Consider the following 15,073-nt stretch of genomic DNA (forward strand, 5'->3'; position numbering starts at 1 on the left):
AGCCGGAAGGAGAAAAGGCGTAGGTTTGCCTTTCTCGTTTCGGCTTTCCTTTTCTGACTAAACCATTCAATAAAACCCGAACGAAAGTCATTCGTAAATCGAATATATATGAATCTGAATCTGACAGATAAAATTATTCTTGTTACAGGGGGCGCCAAAGGCATTGGCGAAGGTATCGCGACCGTATTGGCTGCCGAGGGCGCCATTCCCGTAATTGTTGGACGTAACGAAGCAGATAACAATAAAACGGTTGATGCCATCCGGGCTAAGGGTGGGAAAGCCCATCAGGTAGTTGCTGAATTGTCGCAACCCGAACCGTGTAAACAGGCGGTAGAGCAAACGCTGGCTCAGTTCGGCCGTATCGACGGACTGGTCAACAACGCGGGCGTGAATGATGGCGTTGGCCTCGAAAATGGTTCTTATGAAGGTTTTATCGCTTCGTTACACAAAAATCTGGTACACTATTACCTGATGGCCCATTATGCCTTACCGGCGCTGAAAGAATCGAAAGGCGCTATTGTCAACATCGGGTCAAAAGTGGCCGAAACGGGACAGGGCAATACGTCGGCGTATGCGGCAGCCAATGGGGGGCGTAACGCGCTCACCCGTGAATGGGCCGTTGAGCTGTTACCTTACGGAATTCGGGTTAACTGCGTAGTGGTTGCCGAAAGCTGGACACCACTTTACGAGAACTGGATCAAAACCCTGCCAAATCCGGAAGAAAAACTGAAGCAGATCGTTTCGAAAATTCCACTCGGCCATCGAATGACAACCACCGAAGAGTTGGCAAACATGGTTGCTTTTCTAGTATCCGATAAATCAAGTCATACAACGGGTCAGCTGATTCACGTCGACGGCGGCTATACGCATCTGGACCGGGCCATTACTGATTAGTATTGTGAGTAGGCGGCTAAGAGTTTCTATTCATAACGTTTCTGGTAACGGCAAGGCGTTTTCTGTCAGTCCGAAGAATGAGGAATCTTAAGTTGCTGATGCTTTAGATCCCTCATCCTTCGGAGTGACAGAAAAACTTCATAGGTTCAGTAATTATAAATCAATACTCCTAAATCATACACCAAATCAATGGCTCTCGGACACGCTCCCGATAACGTTAAACTGAAACCCGGTCAGGCAACCGGAAATTATGGGCTTGCATTTGCTCTGGTAACCAGTTTGTTTTTTCTGTGGGGCTTGGCCAACAGCCTGAACGGGTCGCTCATCAAACAATTTCAGATTGCGCTCGATCTGAATCGGTTTCAGGCGGGTATCGTCGATTTCGCGTTTTATCTGGGGTACTTCTTCATGGCCTTGCCTGCGGGCTACGTCATGCGAAAATTTGGGTATAAACGCGGCATTTTGTTTGGTTTGCTGCTCTATGGCGGAGGGGCTTTCCTATTTTATCCGGCGGCAGAAGTTCGGGTATACGGCTTCTTTTTGCTGGCGTTATTCACAATGGCCTGTGGTATTGCCTTTCTGGAGACGGCGGCCAATCTTTACGTAACGGTGCTTGGCGATCCAGCAAAATCGGAGTGGCGGCTTAATTTTTCGCAGTCGTTCAACGGCATCAGTGCCATTCTGGGACCTGTTATCGGTGCCCTCTTTATCTTCTCGAAAACCGAGTACACACCCGAAATGCTGAAGGCAATGGCACCCGCCCAGGCTCAGGCGATTCGGGTACAGGAGGCTCTTTCGGTACAAGGACCTTATCTGGTCGTTGGGTCGATTATTACACTGGTTTTTTTGTTGTTTGCCATTACCAAAATGCCCGAAGTTGGGGCCGAGGAAGAACAGGCCGCTGGTGATGTGTCGGTCATGCGGATTTTCCGGCATCGCCATCTGACTTTAGGCATTATTGCCCAATTTCTGAACGTAGGAGCACAGGCCACGCTCTGGGGCTACTTCGTTGATCTTAAGCTCGATTTCTCGCGCGAAGGTCACTGGGTACTAGCCGAAGGGTATATGAATCTGATTAACTCGTTGACGGGTGGTCCAACTGATCTGTCGCTCACGCAAATAGCCGGGTTCCACGCGTCGTTTGCGCTGGTGTTGTTTATGCTTGGGCGCTTTGTTGGTACGTCGCTCATGACTCGCATCCGCCCGAACGTAGTGCTGACTATTTACGCGGTTGGGGCACTGGCAATGGTATTGCTGGCTATGCTTCTGGGTGGACTAACTGCCGTTATTGCGCTCAGCTTTACGTATTTCTTCCAGTCGATTCAGTTTCCGACCATTTTTGCGCTGGCTACAAAAGGGCTGGGCGCCGAGTCGAAAATAGCGTCGTCGCTTGTTATCATGAGTATTGTGGGGGGTGCTCTGATGCCGTTGGTAGCTGGTGCTCTGTTTGCCAAAGGACCCGTTTATGCCCTACTGGTACCTCTCGTTTGTTTTGCTTTTATCGTGTTCTATGCCGTACAGGGCTACCAGACACGCCTGCAGGACGTAGAGCACGCACCGGTGGTATAAATCATTTTTCCTTGTTTACCATCCATCAGTCATTCACGCAATAGGGTAAGAGCAGGTAAGTTTACCCGAAAACATCACCTAACTTTCCCACGTTTCAACGGGTGGGTTTGATTTCAGTCAATCACATTAATCCGGTGAATCCCGGTTCAGATAGTATGCGTTATTGCTTTGCGCTCGATCTTAAAGATGATCCGGCTATGATCGCCGAATACAAACGTTATCATGAACGTATTCGGCCGGAAATTGAAGCGAGTATTCGCGAATCAGGAATTACGGAGATGGAAATTTATCGCATCGGAAATCGTTTGTTTATGATCATGGAAACCGACGATACGTTTTCTTTTGAGGATAAAGCTGCGGCAGATGCTGCGAATCCGAAGGTACAGGAATGGGAGAATTTAATGTGGACGTACCAGCAATCTCTTCCGATGGCCAAACCCGGCGAGAAATGGGTGCTTATGAAGCAAATTTTTCAAATGTAGTACCGACCTTTTAGGCCGGTTGAGAGTTAGACATAGTTAGATTTCGCCGACCCGGAGGGGCGGCACTACGCTCTATGAACGTTGCCTTATTTATTCCCTGCTACGTCGATCAGTTTTATCCGCAGGTTGGTATTGCGACCATGCGCTTACTGGAAAAGGTCGGCGTTCAGGCTACGTTTCCGATGCAGCAAACGTGTTGCGGTCAACCCATGGCGAATGCAGGCTGTGAAGCGGATTCAATTCCAGTTTATCACAACTACGTGCGCACCTTTGCCGATTATGACTATATCGTGGCGCCGTCGGGTAGTTGCGTGTATCATGTTCGAAAGCATTTCAACATTATTGATCAGACGCCTGCCGTTAAGCATGTTCGTGAACGCACGTATGAACTCTTTCAGTTTCTGACCGACGTACTGGGCGTAACGAGCATCGAAGCTGAGTTTCCATATCGCGTTGGTCTGCACCAGAGTTGCCACGGTCAGCGCGGTTTGCGTTTGGCTCCTGACTCCGAAATGACACCAAACCGAGAAGGAAAAGTCAGTCATTTTTTGAAGCAGGTACGAGGTCTGGAACTGGTCGAGCTTGACCGCTACGACGAATGCTGCGGCTTTGGGGGGGCGTTTTGCGTGTCGGAAGCGGCTGTGTCGGCCCGAATGGGTCAGGACCGCGTACAGGACCACGCCAAAAATGGTGCACAGGTCATTACTGGTGGCGACGTATCGTGCCTGATGCACCTGGAAGGAATTGTTCGGCGAAAGAAGCTACCCATACGTGTCATGCACGTAGCAGAAATTCTGACCGGATCGGTTTCGTAAAGTTGATGTTCATATTCGCCCGAGACTTATAAATTATGACGCACTCACAAGCTGCTGACGTATTTAATGCTGATTTTGACCGTACTACCTGGCACGATCAGGCCTTGTGGTTTGTGCGGCAAAAGCGGGATCGAATGGCCTATTCACTTCCTGAATGGGAACAACTTCGTGAACTGGCCTCGCAGATAAAAAATCATGCGCTCAGTAATCTGGATGCCTATCTGGAGGAATTTGAACGTAATGCGCAGGCCAATGGCGCACATGTGCACTGGGCCGCCAACGCGCAGGAGCACAACGAAATCGTGCTGAGTATTCTGCGTAAGCATGGGGCGAGCCGCATGGTTAAGAGTAAATCCATGCTCACGGAAGAGTGTCATCTAAACCCGTTTCTGATTAAAAACGGCGTTGAAGTTGTCGATACGGATTTGGGCGAGCGGATTATTCAGTTGATTGATCAGCCACCAAGTCATATCGTACTGCCAGCCATTCACCTCAAAAAAGAAGATGTTGGTGATATTTTCCATAAATATCTTGACACCCCCGCTGGCGAGAGTGATCCGCAATTTCTAACAGAAACCGCTCGGCAACATTTGCGGAAGCATTTTGTAGCAGCTGATGCAGCGCTGTCGGGTGTGAACTTCGCCATTGCCGAAACGGGTGGGTTTGTCGTTTGCACCAACGAAGGCAATGCTGATCTGGGCGTTACGTTGGCGCCGGTACACATTGCCAGCATGGGCATCGAGAAAATCATTCCCAGGCTCGAACATCTCGGCGTGTTTACGCGTCTGTTGACACGCTCGGCCACTGGCCAGCTAATGACAGCCTATACCAGCCATTTTCATAAACCAAAACCCGGTCAGGAACTACACATTGTTATCGTTGATAACGGACGTACTGCCCAACTGGGCCGACCTGATTTTCGGGCCTCGCTGAAGTGCATACGTTGCGGAGCCTGCATGAATACCTGCCCTGTGTATCGGCGGAGTGGTGGCCATAGTTACGATTACACGGTGCCTGGACCGATTGGATCGATTTTGTCGCCCAACGTTGATCTTAAAAAGCACAGCACCTTGCCGTTTGCCAGTACGTTGTGCGGTTCCTGCTCCGATGTGTGTCCGGTCAAAATCGACATCCATGTACAACTCTACAAATGGCGGCAGATTATTGGTGAACAGAAGGCGATGCCAACGGGCAAACGACTGGGAATGAAAGGGCTGGCGAAAGTACTGGCGCGTCCGAAACTGTATGCCCGGCTTGGTAAAGCCGCCCGGCGCGTACTGGCCTCAACACCCTATTCACTTTCCCATAACGGTACGTTGAATCCCTGGGCAATTGCTCGCGAGTTACCCGAACCGCCGAAGCAGAGTTTCCGGGAGTGGTACGCTAACAATGCAAAATAATTTTCTGAATGGGATCGTGGTGTCGGTTTTGAGAAACCGACACCACGTTAACACCACTCCCCCAAAAATAAAATATTTGTAAAGTTTACTTGTCATATTGACAAATGTGTTTTACGTTTGTGGTGTCAAACAAACTTTACATCTCATGATAACGAAATGGCTTTTTCCGCATCGCTTCCGGCTTATCGGCTGGCTCGTTTTTATTCCATCGGCCATTCTTGGGTTGGCTAATATGTACGATGATTTTAGCCCTAAGTGGTTTGTCGCAGATATTCTGGGTAGTTCCATGACCGTAACCTCAGGTCATTCGGTGAGCCATTTAACCAACATCCAGAATCTCACGGATGAAATAGCGGCTATTGGCATAATTGTGGGTCTTCTGCTTGTTGCGTTCTCAAAAGAGAAAGTTGAAGATGAGATGATTAGTCGGCTACGGCTCGAAGCCTTGCAATGGAGCGTTTATGCCAACTATATTATTCTGATGATTGCCATCGTAACCGTATATGACATGGCTTTCTTCAGCGTCATGATTTACAATATGTTTACCGTGTTATTGGTCTTTATTGCGCGTTTTCGGTGGTTAATTCACCGCAATAGCAATCTGCTCATGTTATGAAAAATCGACTAAAAGTAGAACGGGCAGAACGCAATTTCTCACAAAGCGATCTGGCCGAGCGTATTGGCGTTAGTCGACAGACCATTAATTCTATTGAAACAGGACGTTACGTTCCTTCAACGGTTTTAGCGCTGAAACTTGCCGAGGTTTTGGGTCGTACTGTTGAGGAATTGTTCCAGCTAGAAACGGATGACTGACCAGCATGGTATTCAGTGAGTTGGTAGACAAACGCCTATATTTGGTTATCGTTCATCAATCCTTTTCTTATGAAGCTTCGTCTATTTATTCTGCTGTCGGTCTGCGTTACGTCTGTACAGGCACAATTGACTCCTACTGGTAACTTCGTCAAAGACAACTACCAGAAGTTCGAATACAAAATTCCGATGCGCGACGGTACCAAGCTGCATACAGCCGTTTACGTTCCGAAAGATGCCTCGGCTGCGAAAAAATATCCCTTTCTAATGCAGCGGACGTGCTATAGCGTGGCCCCCTACGGTGCTGATACCTATCCCACACAGGTTGGCCCGTCGGAAACACTTACGCGTGAGAAGTTCATTTTTGTTTATCAGGACGTTCGTGGTCGCTGGATGTCGGAAGGCACCTGGACCAACATGACGCCGACTGTAACCGATCAGCAGCCAGCTCCGGTAGCGAAAGGTAAAAAGAAGGCTACTCAGCCAGCAAGCCCGATGCCAGTTGACGAAAGTTCGGATACGTACGACACCATCGAGTGGCTGCTCAAAAACGTACCGAACAATAACGGCCGGGTAGGGCAGTGGGGCATTAGTTATCCCGGTTTTTACACCATTGCGGGAGCGGTAGCGGCTCACCCAGCCTTAAAAGCATCATCGCCACAAGCGCCGGTATCTGACTTTTTCTTTGATGATTTTCATCACAATGGCGCGTTCATTCAGGCGTATCTGTTTACCTACCCGGTATTTGGCGTTCAGCATCCGGCACCAACTACGAAAGACTGGTATCTTGATGAATTTATTAAAACAGGCACGAGTGACGGATTTCAGTGGCAGTATGACCTTGGCCCGCTCAAAAATGTTGACAAATACTACAAGGATAATTTCTACTGGCAGGAAACCGTCAATCACCCGAACTACGACGAATTCTGGCAGAAACGTAGCATAATTCCGCATCTGAAAAACATAAAACATGCGCTCATGACGGTTGGCGGCTGGTTCGACGCCGAGGATTTATACGGCCCGCTCAACATCTATAAAACCGTTGAAAAAAATAATCCCGGTACGTATAACACCCTGGTTATGGGGCCGTTCGGGCACGGTCGCTGGTCGCGCGAAACGGGGCATACCCTGCATAGCAATATCTATTTTGGTGACAGCATCGCTACGTTTTACCAGCGGAACATTGAAGCCAAATTCTTCGACCATTTTCTGAAAGGATCGGGCGATGGCAAAACGGGCCTTCCTGAAGCATACCTGTTCGACACAGGTAAAAAGGAATGGAAAACCTTTGATAAATGGCCACAGACCGATTCGCCAGTAAAACAGTTTTTTCTGGGTGCCGATGGTGGTTTGGCTACGAACCGGACCATGAGCACCGGCAGCAATCAATATTCTGAATTTGTCAGCGACCCAATGAAACCCGTACCGTATACGGAAGACAATACCACAACACTTGGGTTTACGCCCTTCAATTATATGTCGGAAGATCAGCGGTTTGCCAGCCGCCGGCCAGACGTACTTACGTTCCAGACCGACGTATTGACTGAAGATATGACGCTGGCGGGCGAAATAACGGCCAAACTTAAGGTCAGCACAACCGGTACCGATGCCGACTGGGTGGTAAAACTTATTGATGTCTATCCGGCCAACGAGCCCAACCATGCGTATATGCCGAACCGAAATATTACGCTGGGCAATTATCAGCAAATGGTACGTTCGGAAGCTATGCGTGGTCGGTTTCGCAATTCGTTTGAGAAGCCGGAGCCGTTCAAACCAGGTGAGATAACCGACGTGAATTTCCGCCTACAAGACGTACTGCATACGTTCAAGAAAGGCCACCGCGTAATGATTCAGGTGCAGAGCACGTGGTTTCCACTTATCGACCGTAATCCACAGAAATATGTGGATAACATCTTCAAAGCCGATGCCGCCGATTTTCAGAAAGCTACACACCGGGTCTACGACAACTCGTCAATTGACGTACAGGTGCTGAAATAAAAATCAGTTCCGGAGTTATTCGGTTATAACGTAGTGCAGCTAGGCGATTACTACGCTCTTTGTACTACTAAAGCCTTACAACTCATATTACTGCTGAAACGATGAAAGCTATTTGGAACGGCAAAACCATTGCCGAAAGTAACGATACGGTTGTTGTTGAAAACAACCATTATTTCCCTAAAGAATCAGTAAATGCTGATTACTTATCGGACAGTTCAACTCATACCGTCTGCCCGTGGAAAGGGCTGGCGTCTTATTATTCGTTGTCGGTTGATGGGAAAACCAATGCGGATGCTGCCTGGTATTACCCCGAGCCAAAATCGGCGGCCAGTCAGATAAAAGACCGGGTCGCTTTCTGGAAAGGTGTACAGGTTGTTGAGTAGTCGGCGATCAGTCATTACACAAACACATTGCTGAATTATGGCACGGGCGGCACAACGGTTAGGTTCACCGATCTAGCCGTTGTGCCTTATTGATCTATAGCAGGTTTGAAAACGCCATTCTGATTTCAGCCCGTAATAAAGCCTAAGTATATAGGTTACGAATAATCACGTATTTACATAAAGGTAAGTAGGCTGGGAAGTATCCCTGACTGAAAAATAATTACGGCCAACTGGCTAGAAAAGGCGTTTTTGTCGCTTTTGGTATTATCTTTCAGCCCTGCATCCCAAAGCCCTTCCTTCTATGTTTCTATTTCTACTAGCTGCATTTATTGCAGTATCGATTGGCTATGCCATCTGGTACTATAAGATTCGGCGCAAAGCCAGTGAGCAAGCTGGACCCATCGAGCAGGCACCAACCCATCAATGGACTGTCGATTTTCTTGAAAGTAAACGAAAACGTACTGACCCTTTAGCCGACAGCGTCATCACGAAAATTATTGATAGGGGCCAGAAAGACCAGGTCAATCGTCTGTTCAATATCATTGTTAATGATGACGGGTCGCTGCCGCCCGGTCTGCCCGATGAAGTACGGGATTATTTCGAAAAAACGGCCTCATTACCACCTTGGGCCGACAAGGATCTAATAGCGCTGGGCCAGCAAATCTACATTCGTCATGGGGTGCTGATTGGTGTGTTGCTTTCGTTCAAATCCCTGCCTGAATGTTACGCCTGTGCCAAAGGGGCTATGGTACTCTATTACACGGGACGACTCAATGAGCAGAGCGGAGCAATGAATGCCTATTCGCGACGCATTGCCGAAACGGCTGAGTTTGTTCTTTACGCGATGTCGCCGGATGGCTTATCACCACAGGGACGCGGTATACGGGCCGCCCAGAAAGTAAGGCTTATTCATGCGGTTATTCGCTATTATCTGCGACAGAAGGGCTGGGATAGCGCTACGTTCGACGAGCCTATCAATCAGGAAGATATGGCAGGTACGTTAATGTCTTTCTCAGCCTTGATTCTGGAAGGACTCGAACTACTTCACGTAAAGTTAAGCGATACGGAAAAAGAAGCTTACATGCATTGCTGGCGGGTAATTGGGTACATCATGGGGCTGGACGATGACTTACTGCCCAACAATGCAGCTGATGCACTGGCGCTGGGTCATGCCATTCTGAATCATCAGGCGGCTCCAAGCGAACAGGGAAAATCACTCATGTCGGCACTTTTTGACTTCATTCACAAATTGTCTCCCTCGTTTATCGAACCGGAAACGAATGTGGAGATGATGCGCTTCACGATGGGTAATGATCTGGCCGACATGCTTGGCGTACCGCCCGCTCCCCAGAAAGATATTGACAGTCTGGCCAGTAAAGTTCGTTTCGTGGCGGAAGTTGGCGAAGTGCTGGACCATACACTGCTTCTGGCTATGCTGATTCAGGGAGTGAGTAAGTTGCTTCTTCAGGCGCAGATTAACTATATGGATGACAATCAGCAGCTTGACTTCTATATCCCCGAATCATTGACCAAAGATTGGGGACTTACCACCCGTGCCCGTACCTAATCTACGTATCTTATGGATCAGCCACTTATCAACACGCGAGACTATTCGGTTACGGGTTTGATTTTCAATGGTGTAGGTTGCCTGCTCTGGGTGATTGCCTACGTAGTGCTGGTGCGGGAAATACGAAAAAAGAAGTTCGTAGAAATGCCAGCCTACGTAGCGGGGGCTAACATTGGCTGGGAGTTTGTCTGGAGTTTTTTTTACCATCCCGATACGGGTCTGCTGTATTCACTAAGTTATCAGGCGGCTTTTTTTCTGGATTGTTATATTTTCTATTCCACACTCCGTTACGGTACCAAACAGCCCATCCATGCGGATATGGTGAAATACTTTAAATACTTTTGTATCATCAATTTCGCCTTCTGGATACTGTTCTGCTATTTCTACCGTAATGAAGGCTACGATACGCTCAATGGGGCTAATTCTGGGTATATTATCAATGTGATCCTGTCGTTACAATGCCTGTTTATGCTCTTTCAAACGAAAGATACGGCACGTTTTTCGATGGTACTGGCCTGGAGCCGGATGCTGGGTACGGGGCTTATTACCGTATCGTTGTTTTACTTCTTTCCTGAAAATCAATTTGTTAAATTTTTAGGGCTATCATGCCTTGTCATTGATAATACATTTATAACTGTTCTCTGGCGCCGACACGGTAAACTAATTTAACAAGGGCGACCATGTTATCGAAAATAGCAGATTACTTTATTCCGATAAGCCATCAGGGGCACATTGAAGACAGACGAGCGGCCCGTTTGCTGGTGTTTACATTGGGGTATTCGGCCATTGCGGAATGTCTCTCGGTACTGAATGCTGTCTATATCCATTTTACCGAGGCCGCCTATCTCCTGTTTGCAGCCGGGCTTTTCAATCTGCTGGTTGTCTTTCTGTTCAGGCAAGGCCTATCCCTGCTTATCTGTACGAATCTATGTATGAGCTGTCATGCCGTAACGTGGTCTTTACAGTCTTGGTGGGGTGGGGGACTGGAGTGCCCGTCTACAACAGCCATGTTTCTGTTGCCTACCGTTACCATGCTCCTGACCGGTAAGAGAAATGCCACTTTCTGGCTGCTGGTGGCTTTGAGTGCTCCGCTGTTCTTTTACGTGTACGAGCATACGTTTGGACAGTTACCTGTTCGCTACGATGTTTCTCAAAAAGGCATGTTTCTGGTTGGATCGATTCTCGGCGAAATCATTGTCGTTTACATCATAACCCTTGTTTTCGACCAGGAGAAAAACCGGGCGATTAGTGCGCTAATTCAAAAAAATGATGAATTGCTGACAACGCAGGCTCAACTGATTCAGAAAGAAAAAATGGCCAGTCTGGGAGAATTGACGGCGGGTATAGCGCATGAAATTCAGAACCCGTTGAATTTCGTTAATAACTTCTCCGACATCAGTATTGAATTGTTCAGTGAACTAAAAGACGAAAAGGAAAAAGGAGACGGCAGGGATGAGGAACTGGAGGAAAGTCTCTTCAGGACCTTGGAGCATAATCTGAAGAAGATTTCTCATCATGGCCATCGGGCCAGCAATATTGTACACGGTATGCTCGAGCATTCCCGTGCGAGTACGGGTGAACTTGTGCTTACGGATATTAATGCGCTGGCTGAAGAGTATTTACGTCTGGCCTACCACGGACAGAGAGCAAAAGACAGTACGTTTAATGCAATGCTTACGACCAGTTTCGACGCTAAAATACCACAGGTTCTGGTCGTTCCGCAGGATGTAGGCCGGGTGTTGCTAAACCTGTTTCATAACGCCTTTTATGCGGTCCATCAGCGACGAACACATGGTAACGGGTCAACAACCGATACGTATCAGCCTAAGATATGGATAAGCACCCGACTGCAGGCTGGGAAAGCCCCGGCCATCGAAATCCGGGTTCGCGACAATGGTACAGGCATACCTGAAGCCATTCAGCAAAAGATTTTCCAGCCTTTCTTTACGACCAAGCCTACGGGTGAAGGCACAGGGTTAGGGTTGTCGCTGAGTTATGAAATTATTACAAAAGGGCACGGAGGAAACCTGTTCCTGACGAGTGTTGAAGGAAAAGGGTCCGAATTTGTGATCAGTTTACCAGTAGCCACCGTTTAAATAGGGTAAATAATCTGCGATGATCGACATTCACCAACTGACCAAGCGCTTTGCCAGTCATACAGCTGTCGACGACATATCGTTACGGGTTAGTCAGGGAGAAACATTGGTATTGCTGGGAACAAGCGGCTGCGGAAAAACCACGATGCTCAAAATGATCAATCGGCTCATCGAACCGACTAGTGGGTCAATCAGCGTTAATGGAATCGACGTACGCCAGCAGGATGGTCCAACGCTCCGGCGACGTATCGGGTACGTCATTCAGGATGGCGGACTATTTCCGCACTATACCATTGCTGAAGCAATAGCCACAGTGCCCAAACTTCTTGGCTGGGAGCTGGCTGCCATACACGAACGTACCCACGAATTAATAACAAAACTTCAACTGCCTGAAACAGCCCTTACACGCTACCCAGCTGAACTTAGCGGGGGCCAGCGGCAGCGTGTTGGTCTGGCACGTGCGTTGGCTGCAAAACCGCCGGTGGTGCTGATGGATGAACCCTTTGGCGCTCTCGATCCCTTCACGCGCCGTCATGTCCGCCGGGAATTATTTGGTTTAAACGAGCTAAAAGAAACGACCGTTGTACTGGTCACCCACGACGTAAACGAAGCCCTTGAACTGGCCGATCGCATAGCGCTCATGGATAAAGGACGGATTGTGCAGGTCGGCGCACCCGAGGAACTAATGAACCATCCGGTCAATGAGTTTGTCCGTGATTTTCTGGATGAACGCCCTCAGCTACGTAGTAACTAAATTATAAATTATCGACTGAATTTTGGCGAATATGTACAGCTAAGTTTACAATTGGCGTGAAGAAATTTATGCGCTTGTATATACTGGTGCAGGATTTGATATAAAAGAATTGTCTGTTGATAATCAGGTATTTATACTTACAGAATCGCGAAATTGTACGCTTTTTTTGAGCCAGTTATCAGCCTAGTTTTGCTTTGTTTTCTGTCTCCCTGACAGCAGACAATGTATTGAGTTTTTATACCCTTAACTAATCAAAACTATGGCACTCAGATTCATTCGGGACCGGATCGTGTTCGATCCGACCAAAGGCCAAATTCAGAACGAGCCTCGTACAGTAGCGTTCCCAAGTAATGTTCGTACGGCTCATATTGCTCTTAATGGGTTCGATGTTCGGTACACCGATGGCGATCATCACATCCTGCGGCAAATTGTGGATATTAGTGATCCTACTATCAACGGCAATGCTGTAAGTTATAATGTAAGCCTGTTGCTGAGAGATGGCTCGGGTAATATCGATGACCGTTTTCAGGGAACGGTAGATACCTTGATTATTGCCGACACCGCTAGCTAATCGGTTAAGGTTCGGTATAACAAAACGTGTAATAAGCTGCTAAAATAGGCTGTCAGCAGGTGAATAATCCTGATCGTCAGCTTACTTTAGCAGCTTATTCGTTTATGAACGACAGGCTCACCGAATGAAATGAACGACTTCTTTACCTTTATTCATGACCACGCGGATAAACTGCTGGAGCAAACCCTGACGCATATCGGGCTTACTTTTGTATCGCTCCTGCTCGCTCTGCTGATTGGCGTACCGCTGGGTATACTGATAGCAGGTCGAACAAAGCTGGCAAGTAGTGTTCTGGGCGTAGCTGGTGTATTGCAAACCGTACCAAGCGTAGCGCTACTGGGGTTCCTGATTCCCCTGTTGGGGATTGGCGCCGGTCCGGCCCTGGTAGCGCTGTTTCTCTACGCACTCCTGCCCATTATCCGTAATACGTATGTGGGAATAACGGAAGTGAGTCCTTCCATCAAAGAGGCTGCGAAAGGTGTGGGAATGTCTGATCGACAGGTACTTACCAAAGTAGAATTGCCGCTGGCGCTGCCGGTTATTTTTGCGGGTGTTCGTACCGCTACAGTGATCAATGTGGGCGTAGCGACGCTGGCAGCCTACGTAGCGGCTGGTGGATTGGGGGAGTTTATTTTTAGCGGCATTGCGCTTAGCAACGTAAATATGATGCTGGCCGGAGCCATTCCGGCGGCTCTTCTAGCCGTTGGTTTCGATCTGGGATTAGCGCAATTACAACGATTATCGGGCAAAAAATTACGGGTGGGCGCGCTCACTTTTGTTGTACTCGTTCCATTCCTGTCGGCCTTTTATCTTCTGCCCGGTCGGGAGGATAAACTTATTGCGGGATTCGCACATGAGTTTTACGGGCGTGCAGACGGGTATCCGGGTCTGCAAAAAACCTATGGCCTATCGCTACGTCCTCGTTTGCTGGATCAGAATCTGATGTATGAAGCCATTCACCGGAGTCAGGTTGACATTATCAGTGGTTACTCAACCGATGGACGTATCAAAGCCTTCAATCTGGTTGTGCTGACCGACAATCGCCACGCGTTCCCGCCCTACGGAGCAGCTCCGGTCGTTCGGCAGGCCACGCTCGAACGCTACCCAGAACTTGGCCCAACACTCAACCTACTGGCCGGCAAACTCAACGATGCAGTTATGACCGAACTAAACTATCGCGCCGATTATTTGCACCAGTCACCCGAACGTATCGCCACTGATTTTCTGAAACAGGCCGATTTATATCAAACGACTGCACCGGGTGAACGGACGGAAACGGTCGTAATGGGATCGAAGGTATTTACGGAGCAATACATTCTGGCTGAAATCTATCGCCAGCTTATCGAAGGTAAAACGCAGTTACGTGTCGTGACCAAAACCGGACTGGGGGGACACAAATTTGCTTTGATGCGCTACGCACTGGTTCCATTGATTTTTATCCAGAATATACCGGCACCGGTTTACTGGTCATTCTACAACCTACGAGCAACGTACTTCAGCAACTTCCGATGCAGCCCGATACCGTCTATAATTTTGTACGACAGCAGTTTGCGAAAAAATACCAGCTGAGCTGGTTAAAGCCACTGGGATTCAATAACAGTTATTGCCTGATGATGCGTCAGGAGCAGGCCAGCCAATTTGGAATTCGCTCAATTGAAAATTTGGTGCAATATTTGAAAAAATGATAATGCATTCGTGAAGTACGTTTTCTCTACTTTATTATTTCTTACAAGT

Annotated in this window: 14 protein-coding genes and 1 pseudogene; all 15 read left to right on the forward strand. The window is 48.2% G+C overall.

The window, feature by feature from the left end:
• Window positions 1-108 precede the first annotated feature (108 nt).
• The 15 genes and pseudogenes from LN737_RS08080 (at window position 109) to LN737_RS08150 (ending at window position 15,024) form a co-directional block, all read left to right on the forward strand.
• Window positions 109-894: an SDR family oxidoreductase gene (locus LN737_RS08080; protein ID WP_405517792.1), complete on the forward strand. Its 786-nt coding sequence runs from the start codon at window positions 109-111 to the stop codon at window positions 892-894.
• Window positions 895-1,083: 189 nt separating this feature from the next.
• Window positions 1,084-2,463 carry an L-fucose:H+ symporter permease gene (gene fucP / locus LN737_RS08085; RefSeq protein ID WP_405517794.1) on the forward strand — a complete coding sequence of 460 codons (1,380 nt, stop codon included), beginning with the start codon at window positions 1,084-1,086 and terminating at the stop codon, window positions 2,461-2,463.
• 155 nt (window positions 2,464-2,618) lie between these two features.
• The gene (locus tag LN737_RS08090) at window positions 2,619-2,945 is read left to right on the forward strand and encodes an L-rhamnose mutarotase (RefSeq protein WP_405517796.1); all 327 of its coding nucleotides are present in this window, start codon (window positions 2,619-2,621) and stop codon (window positions 2,943-2,945) included.
• A 74-nt stretch (window positions 2,946-3,019) separates the two neighbouring features.
• Window positions 3,020-3,760, forward strand: coding sequence for a (Fe-S)-binding protein (locus LN737_RS08095; protein WP_405517798.1), 741 nt, complete (start codon window positions 3,020-3,022; stop codon window positions 3,758-3,760).
• 35 nt (window positions 3,761-3,795) lie between these two features.
• Entirely contained in the window at window positions 3,796-5,160 is a 1,365-nt protein-coding gene (locus LN737_RS08100) for a lactate utilization protein B (protein ID WP_405517801.1), read from the forward strand.
• Between the two features lie 145 nt (window positions 5,161-5,305).
• The gene (locus LN737_RS08105; RefSeq protein ID WP_405517803.1) at window positions 5,306-5,776 is read left to right on the forward strand and encodes a hypothetical protein; all 471 of its coding nucleotides are present in this window, start codon (window positions 5,306-5,308) and stop codon (window positions 5,774-5,776) included.
• The gene (locus LN737_RS08110) at window positions 5,773-5,973 is read left to right on the forward strand and encodes a helix-turn-helix transcriptional regulator (protein WP_405517805.1); all 201 of its coding nucleotides are present in this window, start codon (window positions 5,773-5,775) and stop codon (window positions 5,971-5,973) included. The genes LN737_RS08105 and LN737_RS08110 overlap by 4 nt, the downstream gene beginning before the upstream one ends.
• Window positions 5,974-6,042: 69 nt before the next feature.
• Complete coding sequence (locus LN737_RS08115) at window positions 6,043-7,968, forward strand: CocE/NonD family hydrolase (protein WP_405517807.1); 1,926 nt, start codon at window positions 6,043-6,045, stop codon at window positions 7,966-7,968.
• 101 nt (window positions 7,969-8,069) lie between these two features.
• Complete coding sequence (locus LN737_RS08120) at window positions 8,070-8,351, forward strand: DUF427 domain-containing protein (protein ID WP_405517809.1); 282 nt, start codon at window positions 8,070-8,072, stop codon at window positions 8,349-8,351.
• A gap of 301 nt (window positions 8,352-8,652) precedes the next feature.
• Complete coding sequence (locus tag LN737_RS08125) at window positions 8,653-9,918, forward strand: oxygenase MpaB family protein (protein WP_405517810.1); 1,266 nt, start codon at window positions 8,653-8,655, stop codon at window positions 9,916-9,918.
• A gap of 12 nt (window positions 9,919-9,930) precedes the next feature.
• On the forward strand, window positions 9,931-10,587 hold the full coding sequence (locus tag LN737_RS08130) for a hypothetical protein (protein WP_405517812.1): 657 nt from the start codon (window positions 9,931-9,933) through the stop codon (window positions 10,585-10,587).
• An 11-nt stretch (window positions 10,588-10,598) separates the two neighbouring features.
• Window positions 10,599-12,014, forward strand: coding sequence for a sensor histidine kinase (locus tag LN737_RS08135; protein WP_405517814.1), 1,416 nt, complete (start codon window positions 10,599-10,601; stop codon window positions 12,012-12,014).
• Between the two features lie 19 nt (window positions 12,015-12,033).
• Window positions 12,034-12,768 (forward strand): ABC transporter ATP-binding protein, encoded by a 735-nt coding sequence (locus tag LN737_RS08140; protein WP_405517816.1) that lies wholly within the window; start codon window positions 12,034-12,036, stop codon window positions 12,766-12,768.
• Window positions 12,769-13,027: 259 nt separating this feature from the next.
• The gene (locus LN737_RS08145; RefSeq protein WP_405517818.1) at window positions 13,028-13,339 is read left to right on the forward strand and encodes a hypothetical protein; all 312 of its coding nucleotides are present in this window, start codon (window positions 13,028-13,030) and stop codon (window positions 13,337-13,339) included.
• A 129-nt stretch (window positions 13,340-13,468) separates the two neighbouring features.
• A pseudogene (locus tag LN737_RS08150) lies at window positions 13,469-15,024 on the forward strand (ABC transporter permease/substrate-binding protein).
• The last annotated feature ends 49 nt before the right edge of the window (window positions 15,025-15,073 follow it).

The organism is Spirosoma sp. KNUC1025, assembly GCF_045160025.1.
Taxonomy (GTDB): domain Bacteria; phylum Bacteroidota; class Bacteroidia; order Cytophagales; family Spirosomataceae; genus Spirosoma.

Coding starts and splice junctions, on each gene's coding strand:
- LN737_RS08130 (WP_405517812.1), top strand. CDS start 9,931: ATGGATCAGCCACTTATCAACACGCGAGACTATTCGGTTACGGGTTTG.
- LN737_RS08125 (WP_405517810.1), top strand. CDS start 8,653: ATGTTTCTATTTCTACTAGCTGCATTTATTGCAGTATCGATTGGCTAT.
- LN737_RS08120 (WP_405517809.1), top strand. CDS start 8,070: ATGAAAGCTATTTGGAACGGCAAAACCATTGCCGAAAGTAACGATACG.
- LN737_RS08145 (WP_405517818.1), top strand. CDS start 13,028: ATGGCACTCAGATTCATTCGGGACCGGATCGTGTTCGATCCGACCAAA.
- LN737_RS08110 (WP_405517805.1), top strand. CDS start 5,773: ATGAAAAATCGACTAAAAGTAGAACGGGCAGAACGCAATTTCTCACAA.
- LN737_RS08100 (WP_405517801.1), top strand. CDS start 3,796: ATGACGCACTCACAAGCTGCTGACGTATTTAATGCTGATTTTGACCGT.
- LN737_RS08135 (WP_405517814.1), top strand. CDS start 10,599: ATGTTATCGAAAATAGCAGATTACTTTATTCCGATAAGCCATCAGGGG.
- LN737_RS08080 (WP_405517792.1), top strand. CDS start 109: ATGAATCTGAATCTGACAGATAAAATTATTCTTGTTACAGGGGGCGCC.
- LN737_RS08140 (WP_405517816.1), top strand. CDS start 12,034: ATGATCGACATTCACCAACTGACCAAGCGCTTTGCCAGTCATACAGCT.
- LN737_RS08105 (WP_405517803.1), top strand. CDS start 5,306: ATGATAACGAAATGGCTTTTTCCGCATCGCTTCCGGCTTATCGGCTGG.
- LN737_RS08090 (WP_405517796.1), top strand. CDS start 2,619: ATGCGTTATTGCTTTGCGCTCGATCTTAAAGATGATCCGGCTATGATC.
- fucP (WP_405517794.1), top strand. CDS start 1,084: ATGGCTCTCGGACACGCTCCCGATAACGTTAAACTGAAACCCGGTCAG.
- LN737_RS08115 (WP_405517807.1), top strand. CDS start 6,043: ATGAAGCTTCGTCTATTTATTCTGCTGTCGGTCTGCGTTACGTCTGTA.
- LN737_RS08095 (WP_405517798.1), top strand. CDS start 3,020: ATGAACGTTGCCTTATTTATTCCCTGCTACGTCGATCAGTTTTATCCG.